The sequence below is a fragment of the Actinopolymorpha sp. B17G11 genome, assembly GCF_040196095.1.
Classification (GTDB): Bacteria; Actinomycetota; Actinomycetes; order Propionibacteriales; family Actinopolymorphaceae; genus Thermasporomyces.
The window spans coordinates 50,047-70,148 of sequence record NZ_JBEFTW010000026.1 but is presented as its reverse complement, the minus strand read 5'-3'; the positions used below and the strand labels follow the sequence as shown (position 1 = coordinate 70,148).

The window sequence follows — 20,102 nt, the reverse complement described above, 5'->3', positions numbered from 1 at the left end:
GACGTGCGGCAATGATCCACGGCACGTCGTTTGGTCAACAAAGTCGTACGCAACACGCTGTTCAGGCTACGGACCGTTGCCACTACTGTCACGGCCGTCTCGCATAATGGGCAGCCGCATCAGGCAATGAGACGGCCAAGGTGCCCGGCAGCACGGCAACCAAGCCACCGAAGCAACCCCTTCAGCGAACCGGCGCAGCCTTCCAGCAGTACGGCAACGGCGGGTCAGGCGATCAGCCGGCGGGAACGGAACGGCCCACGTCGGCGCTGTCGCGAGAGGCGGGTCGCCGACGCGGCCCGGCGTACGGCCTGCCCGTAGATCGCGGCCATCCGTTGGGCGTACTCCGCCGGGGTGTTCTGCTCGGCCCGCCGGCGCGCCTCGTCGCCCACCTGCTTGCGGTGGTCAGGGTCGGTGAGCAGGTCCTCCATCGCCTCGGCGTACCGCATCGCGTCGGTGGTCCCGAAGACCCCGGTGCCGGCGAGCGGCCCACTGCCGTACAGCGCCTCGTCGGCCAGAACCGTGGGCAGCCCGGCGAGGGCGGCCTCCTGCACGACCAGCCCCTGCGTGTCGGTGAGGGACGGGAACGCGAACACGTCCGCCGCGGCGTAGGCCTGGGCCACCTGGTCGGGCGGAAGCTGGCCGGTGAGGATCGTGCGGCCGACGATGCCGGCCTGGTCGAGCAACTTGTGCACCCAGCGGGGCTCGTAGACCGCGCCGACGAGGACCAGGCGGGCGGAGGGTACGACGCCGGCGAGCCGGCCGAACGCCTCGGCGAGCAGGTCGATGCCCTTCTCGTGGTTGACCCGGCCGACGAACAACACGACCTGCTCGTCGGCGTGGATGCCGTGTCGGCGGCGGAACTCCTCGCCCGAACCTGGCGGAACGCGCGGCAACGACACCCCCGCCGGGGCGAGATAGATGCGGGCGTCCTCGACGGGCAGCCGGCAGCGGGTCAGGATCGCCGGCGTCGGGACGAGTACGGCGTCGGCGTCGGCGAGCAGCAGATCGGTGCAGGCGTCGACGACCGCGTTGCGACGTTCGGTGCGCGTGCCCCCGCGGGGAATGTCCGGCTTCGGGCTGCCCAGCCGGCGGGCCGCGCAACGCGCGATCCCTGACAGGACCCGCGACGGCAACCGGTAGGCATCGGCGTACGCCCGAAGATCGGTGTGGTAGGTCTCCACCAGCGGCAGCCCCAGCTGCCGGGCGGCGAGGATGCCCAGCAGCCCGACCGGTCCGGGCGTGTGGACGTGGACCACGTGCGGCAGCCAGTGGGCCACCCGCTCGACGTGCTTGCTGCGCGGCCAGGCCGCGACGCGGTACTGCGCGACGCCACAGGGCACCGACGGCAGCCGGAAGAGCTCGACGTCACCGGTGGCCAGCTGGTCAGGGTGCCTCGGCACCACGAGCAGGCTCGCGTGCCCCTGGTCGGACATCGCCGCGGTCAGCGTCTGCAGAGCGGTCACGATCCCGTCGCGACGCGGCAGCCAGGTATCGGAGAAGTGGGCGACCCGCAGGGTCGGCCGGTCCGTACGCGCGACGAGTGCCGGGTCGAGCGGGATCACGGGTGCGACGTCACCCATACCGGCGCCGCGACGGATGCGGCACCGCCCAAGCAGTTGGCGGAGGTCCATGGACCGGCTCCTCGTGTCGGCCAGCGGTTCATCCTCAGCACACCATTCGTGAGCGTCAAGATGGCGCACTTCGGTCATGCACGGACTGGAGCAAGCTCGACTCCGGCGGTAAGCCTGGCATGGCCCCCCTCCGCGATGGTGTCGCGGGGGTGACATCTGCCGAAATCGGGGGTAACCCGACCTTTTCCGGACCTACACACCTTCCGATGGGGGTCTTATACCCCTCGAAGCGGACTCGGCAACAGTGCCACCGGCCTCTCACCAGCCGAATCGCGGGTGATGTCAGCGAAGCTTCGCCCGAGAGGAGGGTACGCCTGCCGGCATCGCGCCGGACAGTCTTGACACGATGGCTCAGGTCACGCGCTGGCCGGTGGCGCGCAGCAGGGCCGCCAGAACGTCCGGTCGCCTGGGCTGTCCCGACGCCCGGACGATGACCTTGCCGTCGGCGTCGAGGACGAAGACCGTGGGAGTACGCATGATGCGCAGGCGCCGGACCAGGTCCAGCTGGGACTCGGCGTCGACCTCGACGTAGGCCACGCCCTCCTCCTTGCCGGCCACGTCGCGCAGGAGCGCCCGGGTGGCGCGGCAGGGCGCGCAGAACGCCGACGAGAACTGCACGAGGGTCGCCCGTTCGCCGAGCTCGCCGCCCAGGTCGGCCGCGGTCAGCACCTCGACGACGCCAGCGGCCGGGGGCGCGGGAGCACCGACGTCTGCGCGCGGGGACGGTCCGGCGTCGCGGAAGCGGCCGTCGTACCGCCGCTTCGCCACACCCAGCACCGTGGCAACGGTGAGCGCGACGACGAGGACGGCGAGTCCAGTGGTCATGGGTCCAGAGTACGAGGCCGGACGAATACGCCAGAGCGGGAAGTAACCTGGCGAACCGGCCCAGGTCGCGCTGGGGTGGGCCGTTCAGCCTTCGAGCTTGACGATCGACTCGTAGCCGGGCGCGAAGATCTCGATCCGGGACACCTGGTCCGCCGGCACCGCGACCCCTCCGCTCCAGCGGACGCCCTTGTCGTACGCCACCTTCCAGCTGCCGCCGTCCCACCGGTGGCCGGACGCGTCGTAGACGACGAGCGAGCAGACGTCACCCTTCTTGACGCCGGTCAGCACGATGTCGACCTTCGTACCCCACGCGACGGGGTTCATCGTGACGACGGCGTTGACGTTCGAGTCGGGATCGACGGCCGACCACTCCACCGGCGGCGCGGTCAGGTGCGGCGTCGGAGAGGAGGGTCCAGGCGACGGCGTGCTCGGCTGCGCGGACGCGGACGGCGTCGTCGGCTGAGCCGACGGCGTGGAGAGCGCGACAGGTTGGTGCGGGGTGACCCAGCGCCCGACCGCCCAACCTCCGCCACCGACGGCGATGGCGACCAGGGCGGCGGCAACGAGGGCGGTACGCCAACGGCCGCGGCGTTCGCGCCCGCGTTCGGCGCGCACCCGCTCCTGGAGCCGTTCGAGGCCGCGTTCGTCCGGGTGCGGGAAGCCGTCGATCACCTCGTCGGCACTGACAAGGCCCAGCAGGGTGGGTACGTCGGCGAGCTCCGCCTGTGCGGCCTGGCAGTCAGGGCAGCCGGCGAGGTGTTCGCGCAGCTCCGTCGACTCGGCCGGATCGAGTGCCCCGAGGACGTCGACGCCAAGCGCCGCGCGGGCTTCCGCGCAGTTCATAGCGCTACCTCCGGGGTGATACCGCGCTCCTCGAGCAGGAGCTTGAGCTGCCTCAGTGCGTAGTAGGTGCGACTCTTGACCGTGCCCGGGGGTACGCCGAGGTTCGCCGCGGCCTCGGCGACCGAGTGACCGCGGTAGTAGACCTCCACCAGCACGTGCCGATGGTGCGGCGCGAGTTCCGCCAGCACCTCGATGACCTCCCAGGACAGCATCGCCCGATCGATGTCGTTCTCAGCGGTGGGAACGACCCGCAGAGCCTCCTCGCCGACCTCCGGCGGGCGGGCGCGGCGTGCCCGTTCACCGTCGACGACGATGTTGCGGGCGACGGTCGCCAGCCACACCCGCTGCGGGCCGCGGGCCGGGTCGAGTGACTCCGGGTGCCGCCAGGCGCGGAACAGTGTTTCCTGTACGACGTCTTCGGCCCGCTGACGGTCTCCTCGTACCAGCCGCAGGACGTAGCCGAAGAGCGCACCCGCGTGCTCGGCGTAGAGCGCGCGGATCAACTCGTCGTCGGTGGTCTCACCGCGTGACACCGCCGACCCCACACCCTTTTCACGTGTGGGCCGCTGCGGAGGTTCATTCGGCACGGGGGTGATGGTCGCACGAAACCCCGTGACGGTGCACCGGAATGATCACCGGGCGGCGGAGATCGGCCCGGCCGGCCCGCTTCCTGATCAACCGGAGTCCGTCACCGACCTCACGCACGAACCGCACCACCTACCCGCCGGCGTACGGCGGGAGGACCTCGATCCGCGCACCGGCCGTCAGGGTCACCGCAGCCGGGTCGCGGGCACCCACCGGGTCACCGTCGACCAGTACGGAACAGAGCCGGAGAACCTGCGCGAACCGGGGCCGATCGGCGTGCCGGGAGCGTACGTCGGCGAGAACGTCGGCGAGCGTCACCGCGCTGACCTGCTCCTCAGCCAGCCCGGACGCTTCTTTCGCCGCCGCCCAATAACGAACAGTGACCGTCACCTCGTGGGACACGTGGGATATCCTGCCTCCAACCGGCGGACCTGGGCGACATCGCCGTCATCGGGTTCCAGGTCCCTCATCAGCAGGGAGACGCCCCGGTGAGCACACTTCTCTTGCTGACGAACGCGCTGCAGCCGTCCGCCGAAATCGTGCCCGCACTCGGACTTCTCGCCCATCACGTCCGGGTCGCCCCGGCGGAGGCGAGTGCGCTGCTCGACGTCGGCCCGGCTGACGCGGTACTCGTCGACGCCCGCTCCGAACTCGTCCAGGCGCGCAGCCTGACCCGGGTCATTCGTACGACCGGAATCGACGTTCCCCTCCTCATCATCGTCACCGAGGGCGGTCTCGCAGCGGTGAACGCCGACTGGGGCATGGACGACGTACTCCTCCACAACGCCGGCCCCGCCGAGGTCGACGCCCGGCTGCGGGTCGGCATCGGGCGGCTCGCGCTGAAGTCTGCCGAGCAGGACCGGCCCCACGTGATCCGGCGCGGTGAACTGGTGATCGACGAGGACACCTACACCTCCCGACTCGGTGGGCGCACGCTCGACCTGACGTTCAAGGAGTTCGAGCTCCTGAAGTTCCTCGCCCAGCACCCAGGGCGGGTCTTCACCCGGCAGCAACTGCTGCAGGAGGTCTGGGGCTACGACTACTTCGGTGGTACGCGGACCGTCGACGTCCACGTGCGGCGACTGCGGGCGAAGCTCGGGCCGGAGTACGAAGCGCTGATCGGCACTGTCCGCAACGTCGGCTACCGCTTCGTCGCGCAGCAGATCGCCCAGGACGTACCCGAGGACGAGTCGGACGCCAGCGATGCCGCCGCTTCCGCGCCCCGGGTGGCTGACTCACGGGTTCCCGACGACGCCCGCACCCTCACCCACGACTCCGCGGACTGACGCGGCGGCCTCAGCCGTTGGCGTCCTCGCCGACGTCCCGCGGCCGACCAGCCGCCCCGCGGGCTGCCCCGCAGCTGGCGTGGGGATCGGCGGCGTCGGGGATCAGCTGCCTGGGGTGATCCGGCCTTCGCCGCCTTCGCGGTAGTCGGCCGCGAGGACCTTGCCGGACAACCCGGCCTCGAGGTACGCCTGCAGCGCCTGCTGGTACGTCGTACCCACGGGCGTGAAGTCGAGACCCTTCAGCGGGTACGCATCACCGCCTCGCGCCGAGAAGTCGTTCGTCGCCAGCGGGACCGCCGGTCCGTCGACCACCTGACCGTCCTCGACCAGGACCGTCCCGGCGTCGAGCACGAGCTGGCGCACCCGCTCCCCCGGCGTGACGATCTCGCCGGTGCTCTCGTCGACGACCTGGGCCTGCCGGGCCACGTCGTAGGTGAATGACAGTCCCGAGACCTGCGTGAACGCACCGGCCGCCGACGGCAGACCCGCGACCCCACGCTCCAGCAGCTGACGCAGCGTCTCCCGCGGCACCTCCGGCACCACGGCGACGAAGTTGGCGAACGGTGCCACGTCGTAGGTGTCGAGCGCGGTCACGTCACCGGCCGGGATGAGTGCGTCGTTGCGGATGCCGCCGCCGTTCTGGATGCCGACGACCGGCTCGGGCACGCCGTACTCCGCCGCCTGCTGCGCACCAGCCCACACCAGCGCGTCGGCGAGGAGGTTGCCGAGGTTGGTCTCGCCGCTGCGCACGTGGTCGCGGACGCCGTCCAGACCGACCTCGCTCTGCGCCACGACCGCCTCCTCCAGCGCGGCGACGTGCGCGGCCACCGGCTCCTCGACCCGGGCGAAGGTCCAGCTGTCCTTGCGTACGGCATCGTCGCCGGCACCGGACACGCGCACCGGCAGGCTCCGTTCCTCGTCGACTCCCAGCAGCCGACCGGAGCGATCGAAGCGGAGCACCAACTGCCCGACGTACTTGTAGTTGCCCGTCGTCGTCACCACTGGCACCTGCCGGCCGTCGGCGTCGTCCGCCCACAGTGGGTAGTTACGTTCGGCCTCGTCGCCCGGGATCAGCGCGTCGCCCTCGTCGGCGAGGATCTCGCCACCTCCCGCGCCCACCACGACATCGACGCCGCGCAGTTGCGGCACCAGCGCCAACTCGTTGTCGATGTCCTGCAGGTGGCTCACGAGCAGGATCGTGTCGACGCCCTGCTGAGTCAGCTCGCGCGCCTCGGCGTTCGCGATGCCGGCGAGGTCGGTCAGCACCTTCACCCCGCGCGGGCTGGAGATCGTCGGCAGCTCCGGCGTCGTGAGGCCGATGACGCCGACCCGCTCGCCGGCCGTACGCACGATTGTCGACCTACGGATGACGCGCTTGTCGGCGTACTCCTGCAACCTGGGTTCGGCACTCACGTCAAGGTTGGCCGACACGAACGGCAACCGGTCGTCGAACCCCGCCATGAAGTCCGCGAGGACGTCCGGACCGAAGTCGAACTCGTGGTTGCCGATCGCCGACACGTCGAGGCCCAGCCGCCGGATGGCGAGGGCGTCGTAGAAGGGCGGGCCCTGCTCGAGACTCGCCGAGAACTCCGGTCCGGCGAGGAAGTTGTCGCCACCGGAGAGGGTGAGCAGTCCACGTCGACCACCCCGCAGGTCGGCCGGCCCGAGCCGCGCGTGTTCGCGCAGGCGGTCCCACTGGGTCGCGTAGCGCGCCGCGCCGCCGTAGGCGCGTTCCTCGTCGGGTTCGATCGTGCCGTTGCCGTCGGTGTCGCCGTCGACGCCGAGCAGCTGCGACTCGTCGTCGTTGGTGTGTAGGACCGTCAGCGTGAAGTCGGCCCGACCGCCATCGGCATCCGCGCCGGCCGCCGAGCCTGTGCCGGACTCGAGGCCCGCACCAACTTCAGGGCCTGCGCCGGCTGCCGGGGCGGTCCCGAGTACACCGATCCCGACAGCTGCGATCCCGACAGCTGCGACACCTGCCACCGCACGGATCCCACGTCCACCAGCCGATCCCCTCCGCGCCATGCGGCCCTCCGCCTCTCCTCGCCAGAACGCTGAAGGCGGCGTCGCATTCGATCACCGCACGCCGTACGGTACCGACGCTGACGTCCCGTTGGCGGCGTTCGTCCACAAACCAGGGCCAGGCAGGACGGCGATCTTCGGCACGACCAGCCGTACGGTGGGGGAATGGTTGAATCGCCGGATGTCGTACGCGTCACCGGTCAACTCGCTCCCGGCGAACTCGCGGGCGTCGAGAGCCTGGTGGCGGCCGCCGCCCGCGTCGACGGTGTCCGCGCCCTCGACGAACAGGCCTCGCTGCACCTGGGCGCACCAGGATCCACCCATCTGCTGACGGGCGACCGGCGACTGATCACGGGGTACGCCCGACTCGAACGTGCTGCCGATCCTGACGCCACGCTCTCCACCGGGCCGGGACCCGACGACAGTCCGGGGACCGGCACCGCCCCAGCATCCGGCACCGCCCCAGCATCCGGCACCGCCCCAGCATCCGGCACCGCCCCAGCATCCGGCACCGCCCCGACGCCCGACGCGGTCGCCGACCTCGTGGTCCACCCCGACCACCGCCGTCGTGGCCTCGGCCGCCTGCTCCTCGACCGGTTGCTCGAGCACGCCGCCGGACGGGCAGTCCAGATGTGGGCCCACGGCCCACACCCCGGGGCCGAACGACTCGCCGCGGCGACCGGGTTCGTACCCGTCCGCGAACTCGCCTGGCTTCGGCGGCCGCTGGCTGGTCCCGATGCGCGGGCTCTTCCCGACGCACCCTCCCCCGCGGGCGTCACGATCCGGACATTCCGTCCGGGCCACGACGACGACACCTGGCTCGCCCTCAACGCGGCGGCGTTCGCGCAGCATCCGGAACAGGGCCGGTGGACACGGAAGGATCTCGACGCGCGGCTGGGCGCGGCATGGTTCGACCCGGCGGGTTTCTTCGTGGCCGAACGCGACGACCAGCCGGGTCACCTGGTCGGGTTCCACTGGACGAAGGTGCACGAAGGGGAGGTACGCGGCGACGGGCCTGGCCCGGTAGGCGAGATCTATGTCCTCGGCGTCGCGCCGGAGGCGCAGGGCGCCGGACTCGCCAAGGCCCTCGCGGTCGCCGGGCTCAGGTATCTGCGCGACCGCGGTCTGCGGACCGTCATGCTGTACGTCGAGGCCGACAACGGCCCGGCTGTCGGCCTCTACACCAGACTCGGGTTCGCCCACGCGGCCACCGACGTGATGTACCGGCACCCCTGATCAGCGCCGACCACCGGAACCGGGCCGCCGGAACCGGGCCGCCGGAACCGGACTGACCGGGAGATCCCGGTCGCGAGCTACCCCGCGTTCACACAGCGGTGTCACGATGGCAGTGTGAGTTCGCAGCTGATCCGCCCCGAGGTCGCCGAGTACGACATCGAGCCGCCGTACGACGTGTCCGGGGGCGACCTTTCCGCCGACCGGTTCCTCGACCGGGAACTGTCCTGGCTGCACTTCAACACCCGGGTGCTCGAACTCGCCGAGGACTCCCGGATCCCGCTGCTCGAACGGGTCCGCTTCCTCGCGATCTTCGCGGCCAACCTCGACGAGTTCTTCATGGTGCGGGTGGCCGGACTGAAGCGCCGGATGGCGGCCGGTGTCGCGGTCCGCGCCGCGTCCGGGCTTCTCCCCCGCGACGTGCTGGAGGCGATCTGGACCCATACGCAGGAGCTGATGATCCGCCACGCGTCCTGCTTCCACGATCAGGTACACCCGCAGCTGGCCGGCCAGCGCATCCAGATCCTGCGCTGGGCCGATCTCGACGAGTCCGCGCAGAAGCGCATGCACGACCTCTTCGGCGCGCGCGTCTTTCCGGTCCTGACGCCGCTCGCTGTCGACCCGGCCCATCCGTTCCCCTATATTTCGGGCCTTTCACTGAACCTCGCGGTCGTCGTACGCAATCCACAGACCGGCACGGAGCACTTCGCGAGGGTGAAGGTCCCGCAGATCCTGCCCCGTTTCGTGCCCGTCGACGACGGTCGCTTCGTCCCGCTCGAGGATGTCATCGCGGCCCATCTCGACCAGCTGTTCCCCGGCATGGAGATCCTGCAGCACCACACGTTCCGGGTGACCCGCAACGAGGACCTCGAGGTGGAGGAGGACGACGCCGAGAACCTCCTGCAGGCGCTGGAGCGGGAGCTGATGCGGCGGCGGTTCGGCCCTCCGGTCCGGCTGGAGGTCGAGGCCTCGATCGACCCGCACGTCCTGGATCTGCTGGTCTCCGAGCTCGGGGTCAGTCGTGCGGAGGTCTGCCACCTCACCGGGCCGCTCGATCTCACGGGCCTCTCCGCGATCGCCGACCTCGACCGGGCCGAGCTGAAGTACGCCGCGTTCGTCCCCGCCACCCACCGCGACCTCGCGGAGGTCGAGAGCTCCCACCCGCCGGACATCTTCGCCGCCGTCCGCCAGCACGAGGTGCTGCTGCACCATCCGTACGACTCGTTCTCCACCAGCGTCCTGCGGTTCATCGAGCAGGCCGCGACCGACCCACAGGTGCTCGCGATCAAGCAGACCCTCTACCGCACCAACGAGGAGTCGCCGATCGTCGACGCGCTGATCGATGCCGCCGAGGCGGGCCGGCAGGTCCTTGTCGTGGTCGAGATCAAGGCGCGGTTCGACGAGGAGGCGAACATCCGCTGGGCGCGCAAGCTGGAGCAGTCCGGCTGCCACGTGGTCTACGGCTTCATCGGGCTGAAGACGCACTGCAAGCTGTCGTTGGTCGTACGCGACGAACCCGACGGCATCCGCCGCTACGCGCACATCGGCACCGGCAACTACAACCCGAAGACGGCGCGGCTCTACGAAGACCTCGGGCTGCTCAGCTCCGACCCGGTGCTCACCACCGACCTGAACGCGCTGTTCAACCACCTGTCGGGTTACGCCCTGACAACCGAGTACCGCCGGCTGCTCGTGGCGCCGCGGACGATCCGGGACGGGCTGATCGACCGGATCACGGCCGAGGTCGACCACCAACGGGCCGGACGTCCGGCACGGATCCGGATCAAGGCCAACTCGCTGGTGGACGAGGCGGTGATCGACGCGCTCTACCACGCCTCCCGCGCCGGTGTGCCCATCGACCTGCTGATCCGCGGGATCTGTGCGCTGAAACCCGGAGTACCTGGGCTGTCGGAGACGGTACGGGTGCGAAGTATCCTCGGCCGGTTTCTCGAACACTCGCGGATCTTCTGGTTCGCCGGCGGTGGGTCACCGGAGGTCTGGACCGGTTCGGCCGACCTCATGCACCGCAACCTCGACCGTCGCGTCGAGGCGCTCGTCCAGGTCGTGGCGCCGGACCATGTAGACGAGCTGACCGACCTGTTGGATCTGGCGTTTGACGAGGGTACGGCGGCGTGGGTGCTCGACGGTGGTGGCGGTGGCTGGACGCAACATCGGGTTGACGCGGACGGTGCGCCGCTCCTGGACCTGCAGGACCATCTGATCGCCACCAAGCTCCGGCGGCGCTAGTCGTGGCGCGTGGGCGGGCAGGCTCAGGGGTCGAGACCGGGACCGAGGTCGAGCGGAAGTTCGGTGTCGACGAGGCGTACGCGGTCCCCGACCTGAGCGATGTCGTGACCGTGCGTGAGGAGGGAACGGACGTCCTCGTCACGACGTACCTCGACAGCGCTGACCTGCGGTTGTGGCGGGACGGCATCGTGCTGCGCCACCGCAGCGGTGGGCCGGACGCAGGCTGGCACCTGAAGTTCCCGGCCGCGATCGCCGACGGCGAGGGCGCGGCGGGCGCGGCGGGCGGAGGTGCGGGGCCGGACACCCGGGTGCGGTCGGAGGTACGCCTGCCCGCACGGCGCGGCGACCACCTGGACGCGCCACCCGCTGAGCTCCTCGGCCTGGTCCGGGTCGCCCTCGCCAGCGCCCAGGTCAGCCCGCGGGGGCGGATCCGTACCGAACGCACCCGCCGGACGCTCCTCACACCCGGCGGCGCCGAGCTCGCCGAACTCGCCGACGATCGCGTGACGGTCGGCCCCGCCGATCTGGATGAACGGATCCCGCATCCAGAAACGGCGTCACCACCGGGGACCCCGCATGCGACGGGCGTTCCACTCGGGGCGTTCCGAGAGCTGGAGCTGGAGGAACGCGACGGTGCGGCCACGCCTGAAGGTCGGCGGCTCCTCGACGCCGTGGCGACCCACCTGGCGGACGCCGGTGCTCAACCGCCGGCCGCAGAGTCCAAGGCCGTCCAGGTGCTCGGCGACCCGGCCAAGCTCCCACCGGCCGTGCCGCCCGTACCATCGCTGTCCCCCGACGCACCGGCGGCCGCGGCCGTGCGCGCGCACCTCGCGACGTACACCCGGGCGCTGCGGCGCGAGGATCTCCGCGTACGCCTCGATGCCGAGGACTCGGTCCACCAGCTGCGGGTGGCGACCCGCCGGCTGCGCAGCGGGCTTCGGGCGTTCCGGCCCCTGTTCGTGACCGGCTGGGAGGACGCGCTGCGTACCGACCTGCGTTGGCTGGCGACCAGCTTCGCGCCGACCCGCGACGCCGAAGTCCAGCTTGCCCGCCTGGTCGACCGGGCGGGGCGGCTACCGGACGCGGAGGCCACGGAAGAGGTCCAGACGTTCCTCCGTCGGCGCCTCGGCCGCGAGCTCGCGACCTCTCGCGGGGCAAGCCTGGCGGTGCTCGACACCGACCGTTACCTTGCTCTTCACCACCAGCTGCTCCAGGCCGCGGACGCACCCGCGACAGTGAAGGCCGCGAAGAAACCCTGCGCGGAGGTGCTGCCGCCGCTCGCGCGCCGGGCGTACGGACGACTGGAGAAGGCCACCCGCGGTCTCGACGCGGACGCGCCGGACACCCGGTGGCACGAGGTACGCATCACCGCGAAGCGCGCGCGGTACGCCGCCGAGGCATGCGCACCCGCGCTCGGCAAGCCCGCGAGGCGGCTGGCCGGCCAGCTTTCCCGGGTCACCGACGTGCTCGGGGAGCACCAGGACGCCGTGGTCGCCGCTGCCACCCTCACCCGGCTCGCGACCTCCGGCCGGGTCCCGGCGCGGGTGGCGTACTGGCTCGGCGTGCTCCACGCGGAGGAACGCGCTGCCGCCAGGGTCGCCCGAGAGTCGTTCGGCGACGTGTGGCGGGAAGCCGGCCGGCCGAGGTACCACCATTGGTTGGACGAGGAGCACTGACCCATGGACGGGCGTACGACAGGGTCCGGCGGCCGACGCGTGGTCGAGGCGGCAGGCGCCGTCGTCTGGCGCCAAGGAGAACATGAGCAGGTCGAGGTGCTGCTCATCCACCGGCCGAAGTACGACGACTGGTCGTTTCCCAAGGGCAAGCTCGAACCCGGTGAACGCGCGCAGGGTGCGGCAGTCCGCGAGGTACGGGAGGAGACCGGCGTCCACGTGCGGCTCGGCCCGGTCCTGCCGAGCGTCCACTATCCGCTCGCGAACGGGTCGGACAAGGTGGTGCGGTACTGGGCCGCCACTCCCCACGACCCCGGACGCCCGGCCGGCCCAGGTGCCACCCGCTCACGCGCCGGCCCTTCGAGCAGAGGCCCAGACACGGCCCGTTCCGACAGCGCCCACCCAGGTCCTGCCGCCCCCTCAGGTGCCGCCGCGCGCTCAGGACCCGCCGCGCGCTCAGGACCCGCCGCGCGCCCAGGTGCCGCCGCCCCTGGCACCGCTGGCACCCCCGGAGCCATGGCCAACCCGTCGTTCCAACCCAACCGTGAGGTCGACGCCTGCGCGTGGTTCGGGCGGCGCGAAGCGGCGCACCAGCTCACCCACCCTCGCGACCGCGCCCTCCTCGGCCACCTGCGCCCCGTGGCCACCCAGACCCTCGTCGTTCTCCGGCACGCCCACGCCATCGAGCGCGCCCGCTGGTCGGGCCCCGACCCCGACCGTCCATTGAGCCCGGAGGGGATCGTTGAGGCGGAGCAGCTACGGCCCACGCTCGATGCGTACGGCATCCGCCACGTGGTGTCATCGCCGGCGCGGCGGTGCGTGGACACCGTTCTCCCCGATGCCATCCGCCACGGCCTCAGCGTCGACGTCGACCCGGCGTTCGCCGAAGAGGCCCCGGACACCGTGGTGCGGGCGGCGGCGGTCGGGCTGCGGCGGGTGCGCGAGCCGACGCTGCTGTGTACGCACCGGCCGACGCTTCCGGCCATTTTCGAGGCGCTCGGTGTCACCCCGATCCCTCTCGACCCGGCCGAGTTCGTCGTCGTACACCTCCACGACAACGCCCCATTCGCGGTGGAGCACCCAGACGGGAAATGATCACGCTCTGCGTGATCATTTCCGTTCTCCGCCTCCGCCCGCGCAGGAGGCGGCGGCCTCGACAGCCGGCGCGCCGGCAAGCGCACCGGACCGGCAGTTCACGTGACGTCCGCCACAGCGTCGCGCAGGCGTCACGGTTCCGCCGGCCGACGTTCACCCTTCGTTCACGCGAGCCGGGGAGCGGTTTCACCTGTACTGCCTACGTTCCGTGGTGACCGCGTATTTCCATTGACCCGAAGGGCAAGGGCAAGAACGTGAACCACAACCGGTTCGCCGCATTCGCGGCTGCCGCTCTGGGTGGCGCCCTGGTGCTGGCCAGCTGCGGCGGGCAGAACACCGGATCCGAGTCCACGACCGGCGAAGGCGGCCAAGGCTCCGCTCTCTCCGGCGAGGTCCGCGTGGACGGGTCGTCGACCGTTCAGCCGCTGACGGCGGCCGCGGGCGAGCTTTTCAAGGAGCAGGAGTCGGGGGTGAACGTCTCCGTCGGCACCAGCGGCACCGGCGGCGGATTCAAGAAGTTCTGCGCCGGCGAGACCGACATCTCCGACGCGTCCCGCCCGATCAAGGACGAAGAGAAGGCGGAGTGCGAGAAGAACGGCATCGAGTACGCCGAGGTGCAGGTGGCCAACGACGCACTCACGGTGGTCGTGAACCCGGAGAACACCTGGGCCGAATGCCTGACCGTCGAGCAGCTCAACGCAATGTGGGCGCCTGAGGCCGAGAAGAAGGTCACCACCTGGAAGCAGGTCGACCCGACGTTCCCGGCCGAGAAGCTCGACCTCTACGGCCCGGGCACCGACTCCGGCACCTTCGACTACTTCACCGACGAGATCAACGGCGAGGAGGGTGCCTCGCGGGCGGACTACAACGCCTCCGAGGACGACAACGTGCTCGTGCAGGGCGTCGCGGGCAGCAAGAGCGCACTGGGTTACTTCGGTCTCTCGTACTTCGAGGAGAACTCCGACAAGCTGAAGGCCGTGAAGATCGACGGCGGCAGCGGATGTGTCGAGCCCTCGATCGAGACCGCACAGGCCGGTGACTACGCCCCGCTGGGCCGTCCGCTGTTCATCTACGTCGCCAAGAAGGCGTACGCCGACAAGCCACACGTCAAGGCGTTCGTCGACTTCTACGTCAAGAGCGACGAGGAGATCACCGAGCTGGCGAAGTTCGTCCCGCTCAACGACGAGCAGCGCACCACGGCGCAGGATGCGGTCGCCGGGATCAGTGGCGCCTGACATCCTGCACGTGCCGGGCGCTGGTACCGGTATCCACCCTGCCACGGAGGATCGTCCGACCGTGACGACAACAGCAGCCGCCGGTGGGGGTGCGACTCGCGAGTCGCACTCCCGCCGCGGCAACTCTTCCCCGTTGCGCTCCTCGAGCCCGAGGTACGGCGAACGGATCATCAAGGCCGTCCTGGCCGGCGCCGCGGCGCTGTCGATCGTGATCACGGTCGGGATCGTGGTGTCGTTGCTCGTGCCCGCCGTGGAGTTCTTCGGCCAGGTCTCGGTCGTCGAGTTCCTCACCGACACCAGGTGGGCACCGCGGTTCTCCAACCCGAGCTTCGGCGTCCTGCCTCTCATCACCGCGACGGTCTGGGCGACCGTGATCGCGCTGGCCGTGGCGATTCCGTTCGGCCTCGGCGCCGCGATGTACCTCAGTGAGTACGCCTCGGCGGGCGCGCGCCGGATCCTCAAGCCGATTCTCGAGGTCCTCGCCGGGGTTCCGACCGTGGTGTACGGATTCTTCGCGCTCGAGTTCGTCAACCGGATCTTCTTCCGCGAGATCCTCGGCCTGCCGTTCGGGACGTTCAGCGTGCTCTCTGCGGGGCTCGTGATGGGCGTCATGATCATCCCCACGGTCGCCTCGCTGTCCGAGGACGCCATGTCGGCCGTGCCGCTCAGCATGCGGCAGGGTTCGTACGCCCTCGGCGCCAACCGGATGCAGACGACGCTCCGGGTGGTCTTCCCCGCCGCACTGTCGGGGATCGTCGCCGCGGTCGTGCTCGGCATCTCCCGTGCGGTGGGCGAGACGATGATCGTCGCCATCGCCTCGGGTCAGCAGCCGGTGATGCTGCTCAACCCGGTCGAGGGCGGCCAGACGATGACGGGTTTCATCGCCCAGGCGGCGCTCGGTGACAGCCGGGTCGGCTCGGTGGAGTACAACACCCTCTTCGCCGTCGGCCTGCTGCTCTTCGTGATGACGCTGGTCGTGAACCTCGTCAGCATCAGCCTGGTCCGACGGTTCCGGGAGGCGTACTGATGGCCGCTGTCACAACCACCGCCGGTGGTGCCGCGCTCGGCCGGGCCAGCGGCGGTGAACGGAGCGCGAAGTCGCTGGTGTTCCTGGTCGCCTTGTGGCTGAGCCTCTTCTTCGCCTTCGCGTTCCTGCTGACGCTGATCATGACGACGCTCATCGACGGGCTCCCGCGCCTCGACGCGACGCTGTTCACCAACTACACATCGTCGTTCGCCGAACGGGCGGGGGCACGGGCCGCGGTCCTGGGTTCGCTCATGGTCGTGGGCTTCTGCGCACTGCTGGCCGTGCCGCTCGGCGTCGCCGCCGCGATCCACCTCGAGGAGTTCGCCGACCGGCACCGGTGGTACAACCGGCTGTTCGAGCTCAACATCGCGAACCTCGCAGCCGTACCGTCGATCATCTACGGCATGCTGGCGCTCGGCTTCCTCGCCGTCCTCGGCGTCGCCAACAAGAACATCGTCATCGGCGGCTCACTCGCCCTCGCGCTGCTGATCTTGCCGGTCATCATCATCACGGCCCGCGAAGCGCTCCGCGCCGTACCCGCCGAGATCAAGGAAGGGTCGCTCGCCCTGGGCGCGACGGAGTGGCAGACCGTGTGGCGCCAGACCCTTCCGGCCGCGCTGCCCGGCATCGCCACCGGCACCATCATCGCCTTGTCGCGTGCCATCGGCGAAGCCGCTCCCCTGCTGCTGCTCGGTGGGCTCGTGTTCGTCACGTACGACCCCAACGGCCTGCTCAGTGGCTTCACGACCCTGCCGATCCAGATCTTCAACTGGGTCCAGCTCCCGCAGGCCGACTTCAAGACGGTCGCCTCCGCGGCGATCATCGTTCTCCTGGCGATCCTGCTGGCGATGAACGGCCTCGCCATCTACATCCGCAACCGCTTCCAGCGCCGCTGGTGATCCCGACAACGATGAGGGCTTCTCACATGGCACACAGGGAACCCATGACACCCACGCACCCGACCTCGACGGCGTCGAGCAGCGACAGCGCCGTGGAGCAGGGCGGCGAAACCGCGGCCGGTCAGGGCAGCACTGCCAGTCCGGTGGACCGCGCCGGGGCCAACGGCACCGGCACCGGCACCGGCACCGGTCAGCGGTACGTCGAGCCACCGCCCCTCACGGAGCATCAGTTGCCGACCACTCCGGCCGCGGTGATGGAGTGCCGCAAGCTCAACGTCTTCTACGGTGCGTTCCATGCCGTCCACGACGTGGACCTTCCGTTCGGCCACAACGAGATCACCGCGCTCATCGGACCGTCCGGATGTGGGAAGAGCACGGTCCTGCGGTGCCTCAACCGGATGAACGACCTGATCCAGGGCGCCCGCGTCCAGGGTGAGGTGACGTTCCGGGGAGAGAACGTCTACGGCGCCGGGGTCGACCCGATCGAGGTACGCCGCCGGGTCGGCATGGTGTTCCAGAAGCCGAACCCGTTCCCGAAGTCGATCTATGACAACGTGGCGTATGGCCCCCGGGTGACCGGCATGAAGGTCGACGACATGGACGCCGTGGTCGAGGAGGCGCTGCGCGGCGCGGCCCTGTGGGACGAGGTGAAGGACAAGCTCAACCAGAACGCCTACAGCCTGTCCGGCGGCCAGCAGCAGCGGCTCTGCATCGCCCGGACCATCGCCGTTCAGCCCGACGTCATCCTGATGGACGAGCCGTGCTCCGCTCTCGACCCGATCGCCACCGCGCGGATCGAGGACCTCATGCAGTCGCTGCGCGAGCAGTACACGCTGGTCGTCGTGACGCACAACATGCAGCAGGCGGCACGGGTGTCTGACCGTACGGCGTTCTTCACCGCCCGGCCCGACGAGACGACCGGCAACCGGACCGGCATGCTGGTGGAGTTCGACACCACGTCGAAGATCTTCTCGAACCCGTCGGAAAAGGCGACCGAGGCCTACATCACCGGCCGCTTCGGCTGACCCACCGGAGCGTTCGCCCGAGTCGGGCACTTCGACAGTCGCGGCGTGCCCGGGGCCTGCCGCCCTGCCAGCGCCCGGCGACAATGACCACGCTTCCCGGCGACAATGACCACGCTGCCCATGCCTGTGTCAGCCGGCACAGGCGTCGACACCTCGCAAGGGTGCACTCGCCTGGTCGGCAAGGCCTCTCCCCGCCCGCTACGCCGCCCTCGTGCTCGCAGAGGCTCGGCTGAACGCTGACCGGATCCGCTTGGCGAGCTGCGTACGACGCTCCGGACCGAGGTCGGCCCAGGTCAGCCGGACGACCTCCAACCCGAAGTGCTCTCGCAGGGCATCCTCGCGCAGCTTCTCCCGCCAGACGACCTCGCCAGGGTCCGCATCATTGCCTAGGTCGCGGTAGTACTTTCGCCGGCCGTCGAACTCTACGACTGTCCCGTACTCCCGGAAGAGGAAATCCGTTCTGGCGACGACGGATCCATCGCGCGTCCGGAAGACAGCTTGCAGCTCGGGCGTGGGGAGGCGAAGCTCGTCGAAGGCGACGCGAGCAAGCGACTCGCCCGGGCTCTCGCTGCGACCGTCCGCGAACGCAACGACCCGACTGGCGGTCCGCGAGCCGGCCCAGTCGCGGCAGGCGAGGAGTTCGGTCACGAGCTCGCTCCGCTTCGCACCTCGACGGAGGCCGCAGTCGGCTACGACGACGCCGGCGTCGAACGAGGAAAGGCGCGCGAGGTCCAGCACAGTCCGAGCCACACTCGTCACCGCTGGCCCGTCCACCCGCAGCAATGCCGAGCGGACCTCGACAAGGTGTCGGCGGTTGGGGGACATGGTCTCGTACGTGTGCGCGTCGATGTAGACGCCGCGGCGAATACGGCGCCACTCACCGGAGCTGACCAGCCGCTGGATCTCCCTGTCGCTTACGCCGGCAGCCAGCGCCTGGGGCCGGGTGAAGAGTCCTCCGCCGGCAGCGATGGAGGTCACCGGCAGCCGGCCATGGATGAATTCGGTCATGCGGCAGACGATGGCTCTTCGCTGTCTGGCACATGCGGTCGTGCAGAAGACCTGTGGAGAACCTTGCCGGTGCGTCACCTGTGGAAGAAACCGAGCGCTGATGCGGCAAGGGTCAGCGGCAGTGACGCACCGTTTCGGCGCGAACGCTCAGATCCGCCACCAGTGACCACACCGCCCAGGTGAGCCACCCCGCCGCCACGCCGCCCAGGTCGGCCACCTTGGTGGCCCCACGCCGCCCAGGTGAGCCATCTGTTGCCATGTCAGCCAGGCAAGCGGCCAGGTCAGCCAGGCGGATGTCAGCCGGGCAAGGTGCCGACGCCTGTGAGGAGACCACTGACCAGCTCAGCGTGGTCATTTGCGCCGGCTGCGGACCAGCACCGGCAGCCAGTGGAGCTCGCCCGACGGATGGAGCTTTGCTCATGTGTGCCAGCCAAAGTGCCGCAGCTATGGAGCCAGGCAGATGGGCCGGGCCTACGGGAGGAAGAGGCGGGCGAAGGCGTACACCAACGCCGCTACCGCCGCCGACATCGGGATGGTGAGCACCCAGGCCCGCAGGATGTTGCCCGCCATGCCCCACCGAACCGCGGAGAGACGGTTGGTCGCGCCGACACCCATGATCGCCGAGCTGATCGTGTGGGTCGTCGACACCGGGGCATCGAGACCGATGGCCATCACGTAGAGCACGCTCGAGGCGGTCGTCTCCGCCGCGACGCCCCGCGCCGGGTCGAGCTTGATCACCCGCCGTCCGAGGGTACGCATGATCCGCCAACCGCCGGAGTAGGTGCCGAGCGCGATCGCACCCGCCGCGGACAGCTTCACCCACAGCGGCACATCCGTACCAGTGTGAAGGTCGGCCGTGACGAGAGCCAGGACGATGACGCCCATCGTCTTCTGGGCGTCCTGGAGCCCGTGACCGAACGCCATGGCCGCCGCCGACACCGACTGGCCAGCGCGGAAGTGTCGGTTGACCTTGTTCGGGCTGGTCCTACGGAAGATCCAGAGCAGTCCGACCATGACGAGGTAGGCCAGGGTGAAGCCGAGCAACGGCGACATCACCATCGGGACGACGACCTTGTCGAGGATCACGTCCCAGTGCACCGTCACCGAGGCGGCCATACCAGCTCCGATGAGCCCGCCGATGAGGGCGTGCGATGACGACGATGGCAGCCCGAGCCGCCAGGTGAGGAGGTTCCAGGTGATCGCACCGATCAGGCCGGACAGGACGACGGTCATGCCGTGCGAGTCGACGCTCGGCGTGATGATCCCGCTGCCGATCGTGCTGGCGACACCTTCGGAGACGAGCGCGCCGGCGAGGTTCATCACGGCGGCGAGGGCGAGGGCGACGCGAGGGGTCAGTGCGCGGGTCGAGATCGAGGTCGCGATCGCGTTGGCCGCGTCATGGAAGCCGTTGGTGTAGTCGAAGACCAGGGCAATCGCGACGACCGCCACGACGAGGGCAAGCTCCATA

Annotated in this window: 18 protein-coding genes; 9 read left to right on the top strand and 9 right to left on the bottom strand. The window is 70.1% G+C overall.

Features of this window, described 5'->3' with window-relative positions; translation table 11 throughout:
* Positions 1–224: 224 nt before the first annotated feature.
* From ABN028_RS23875 to ABN028_RS23855, 5 genes are all read right to left on the bottom strand, one after another.
* A complete protein-coding gene (locus ABN028_RS23875; protein ID WP_349330161.1) occupies positions 225–1,631 on the bottom strand; it encodes a glycosyltransferase in 1,407 nt (468 codons plus the stop codon).
* A gap of 351 nt (positions 1,632–1,982) precedes the next feature.
* Positions 1,983–2,456, bottom strand: a complete 474-nt coding sequence (locus ABN028_RS23870) for a TlpA family protein disulfide reductase (RefSeq protein ID WP_349698167.1) — start codon at positions 2,454–2,456, stop codon at positions 1,983–1,985.
* An 84-nt stretch (positions 2,457–2,540) separates the two neighbouring features.
* A complete protein-coding gene (locus ABN028_RS23865) occupies positions 2,541–3,299 on the bottom strand; it encodes an anti-sigma factor family protein (RefSeq protein ID WP_349330163.1) in 759 nt (252 codons plus the stop codon).
* A complete protein-coding gene (locus ABN028_RS23860; RefSeq protein WP_349330164.1) occupies positions 3,296–3,832 on the bottom strand; it encodes a sigma-70 family RNA polymerase sigma factor in 537 nt (178 codons plus the stop codon). Before ABN028_RS23860 ends, ABN028_RS23865 begins: the two co-directional genes overlap by 4 nt.
* A gap of 184 nt (positions 3,833–4,016) precedes the next feature.
* A complete protein-coding gene (locus ABN028_RS23855; RefSeq protein WP_349330165.1) occupies positions 4,017–4,286 on the bottom strand; it encodes a MoaD/ThiS family protein in 270 nt (89 codons plus the stop codon).
* Positions 4,287–4,372: 86 nt separating this feature from the next.
* Between ABN028_RS23855 and ABN028_RS23850 the strand changes: the two genes are divergently transcribed.
* Positions 4,373–5,170: a winged helix-turn-helix transcriptional regulator gene (locus tag ABN028_RS23850; protein ID WP_349330166.1), complete on the top strand. Its 798-nt coding sequence runs from the start codon at positions 4,373–4,375 to the stop codon at positions 5,168–5,170.
* Between the two features lie 102 nt (positions 5,171–5,272).
* Here the strand turns inward: ABN028_RS23850 and ABN028_RS23845 are convergent, their stop codons facing one another.
* Positions 5,273–7,195, bottom strand: coding sequence for a bifunctional metallophosphatase/5'-nucleotidase (locus ABN028_RS23845; RefSeq protein ID WP_349698166.1), 1,923 nt, complete (start codon positions 7,193–7,195; stop codon positions 5,273–5,275).
* 162 nt (positions 7,196–7,357) lie between these two features.
* Here ABN028_RS23845 and mshD point away from each other — a divergent pair, with 162 nt between their 5' ends.
* The 8 genes from mshD to pstB all read left to right on the top strand — a co-directional run bounded on the left by mshD (position 7,358) and on the right by pstB (position 17,626).
* The gene (gene mshD, locus ABN028_RS23840) at positions 7,358–8,428 is read left to right on the top strand and encodes a mycothiol synthase (RefSeq protein ID WP_349698165.1); all 1,071 of its coding nucleotides are present in this window, start codon (positions 7,358–7,360) and stop codon (positions 8,426–8,428) included.
* Between the two features lie 156 nt (positions 8,429–8,584).
* The gene (locus tag ABN028_RS23835) at positions 8,585–10,672 is read left to right on the top strand and encodes an RNA degradosome polyphosphate kinase (RefSeq protein ID WP_349330296.1); all 2,088 of its coding nucleotides are present in this window, start codon (positions 8,585–8,587) and stop codon (positions 10,670–10,672) included.
* Between the two features lie 2 nt (positions 10,673–10,674).
* The gene (locus ABN028_RS23830; protein ID WP_349698164.1) at positions 10,675–12,348 is read left to right on the top strand and encodes a CYTH and CHAD domain-containing protein; all 1,674 of its coding nucleotides are present in this window, start codon (positions 10,675–10,677) and stop codon (positions 12,346–12,348) included.
* A 3-nt stretch (positions 12,349–12,351) separates the two neighbouring features.
* Entirely contained in the window at positions 12,352–13,440 is a 1,089-nt protein-coding gene (locus ABN028_RS23825; RefSeq protein WP_502879208.1) for an NUDIX hydrolase, read from the top strand.
* A gap of 254 nt (positions 13,441–13,694) precedes the next feature.
* Positions 13,695–14,675, top strand: a complete 981-nt coding sequence (locus ABN028_RS23820) for a PstS family phosphate ABC transporter substrate-binding protein (RefSeq protein ID WP_349330170.1) — start codon at positions 13,695–13,697, stop codon at positions 14,673–14,675.
* A 61-nt stretch (positions 14,676–14,736) separates the two neighbouring features.
* Positions 14,737–15,702: a phosphate ABC transporter permease subunit PstC gene (gene pstC, locus ABN028_RS23815; protein ID WP_349330171.1), complete on the top strand. Its 966-nt coding sequence runs from the start codon at positions 14,737–14,739 to the stop codon at positions 15,700–15,702.
* Entirely contained in the window at positions 15,702–16,601 is a 900-nt protein-coding gene (gene pstA, locus ABN028_RS23810; RefSeq protein ID WP_349330172.1) for a phosphate ABC transporter permease PstA, read from the top strand. The genes pstC and pstA overlap by 1 nt, the downstream gene beginning before the upstream one ends.
* Positions 16,602–16,855: 254 nt before the next feature.
* Positions 16,856–17,626: a phosphate ABC transporter ATP-binding protein PstB gene (pstB, locus tag ABN028_RS23805; RefSeq protein ID WP_349690512.1), complete on the top strand. Its 771-nt coding sequence runs from the start codon at positions 16,856–16,858 to the stop codon at positions 17,624–17,626.
* A 198-nt stretch (positions 17,627–17,824) separates the two neighbouring features.
* Here the strand turns inward: pstB and ABN028_RS23800 are convergent, their stop codons facing one another.
* The 3 genes from ABN028_RS23800 to ABN028_RS23790 all read right to left on the bottom strand — a co-directional run bounded on the left by ABN028_RS23800 (position 17,825) and on the right by ABN028_RS23790 (position 20,101).
* Positions 17,825–18,634 carry a type IV toxin-antitoxin system AbiEi family antitoxin domain-containing protein gene (locus tag ABN028_RS23800; protein ID WP_349698163.1) on the bottom strand — a complete coding sequence of 270 codons (810 nt, stop codon included), beginning with the start codon at positions 18,632–18,634 and terminating at the stop codon, positions 17,825–17,827.
* Between the two features lie 112 nt (positions 18,635–18,746).
* Complete coding sequence (locus ABN028_RS23795) at positions 18,747–18,893, bottom strand: hypothetical protein (protein WP_349698162.1); 147 nt, start codon at positions 18,891–18,893, stop codon at positions 18,747–18,749.
* A gap of 212 nt (positions 18,894–19,105) precedes the next feature.
* Positions 19,106–20,101, bottom strand: a complete 996-nt coding sequence (locus ABN028_RS23790; RefSeq protein WP_349698161.1) for an inorganic phosphate transporter — start codon at positions 20,099–20,101, stop codon at positions 19,106–19,108.
* Position 20,102 lies beyond the last annotated feature (1 nt).

What these genes read in the sequence shown, in the direction of transcription:
- ABN028_RS23800 (WP_349698163.1), bottom strand. Translation starts at nt 18,634, where the DNA reads ATGACCGAATTCATCCATGGCCGGCTGCCGGTGACCTCCATCGCTGCC.
- ABN028_RS23825 (WP_502879208.1), top strand. Translation starts at nt 12,352, where the DNA reads ATGGACGGGCGTACGACAGGGTCCGGCGGCCGACGCGTGGTCGAGGCG.
- ABN028_RS23865 (WP_349330163.1), bottom strand. Translation starts at nt 3,299, where the DNA reads ATGAACTGCGCGGAAGCCCGCGCGGCGCTTGGCGTCGACGTCCTCGGG.
- mshD (WP_349698165.1), top strand. Translation starts at nt 7,358, where the DNA reads ATGGTTGAATCGCCGGATGTCGTACGCGTCACCGGTCAACTCGCTCCC.
- pstA (WP_349330172.1), top strand. Translation starts at nt 15,702, where the DNA reads ATGGCCGCTGTCACAACCACCGCCGGTGGTGCCGCGCTCGGCCGGGCC.
- ABN028_RS23790 (WP_349698161.1), bottom strand. Translation starts at nt 20,101, where the DNA reads ATGGAGCTTGCCCTCGTCGTGGCGGTCGTCGCGATTGCCCTGGTCTTC.
- ABN028_RS23875 (WP_349330161.1), bottom strand. Translation starts at nt 1,631, where the DNA reads ATGGACCTCCGCCAACTGCTTGGGCGGTGCCGCATCCGTCGCGGCGCC.
- ABN028_RS23795 (WP_349698162.1), bottom strand. Translation starts at nt 18,893, where the DNA reads ATGGCAACAGATGGCTCACCTGGGCGGCGTGGGGCCACCAAGGTGGCC.
- ABN028_RS23845 (WP_349698166.1), bottom strand. Translation starts at nt 7,195, where the DNA reads ATGGCGCGGAGGGGATCGGCTGGTGGACGTGGGATCCGTGCGGTGGCA.
- pstB (WP_349690512.1), top strand. Translation starts at nt 16,856, where the DNA reads ATGGAGTGCCGCAAGCTCAACGTCTTCTACGGTGCGTTCCATGCCGTC.
- ABN028_RS23870 (WP_349698167.1), bottom strand. Translation starts at nt 2,456, where the DNA reads ATGACCACTGGACTCGCCGTCCTCGTCGTCGCGCTCACCGTTGCCACG.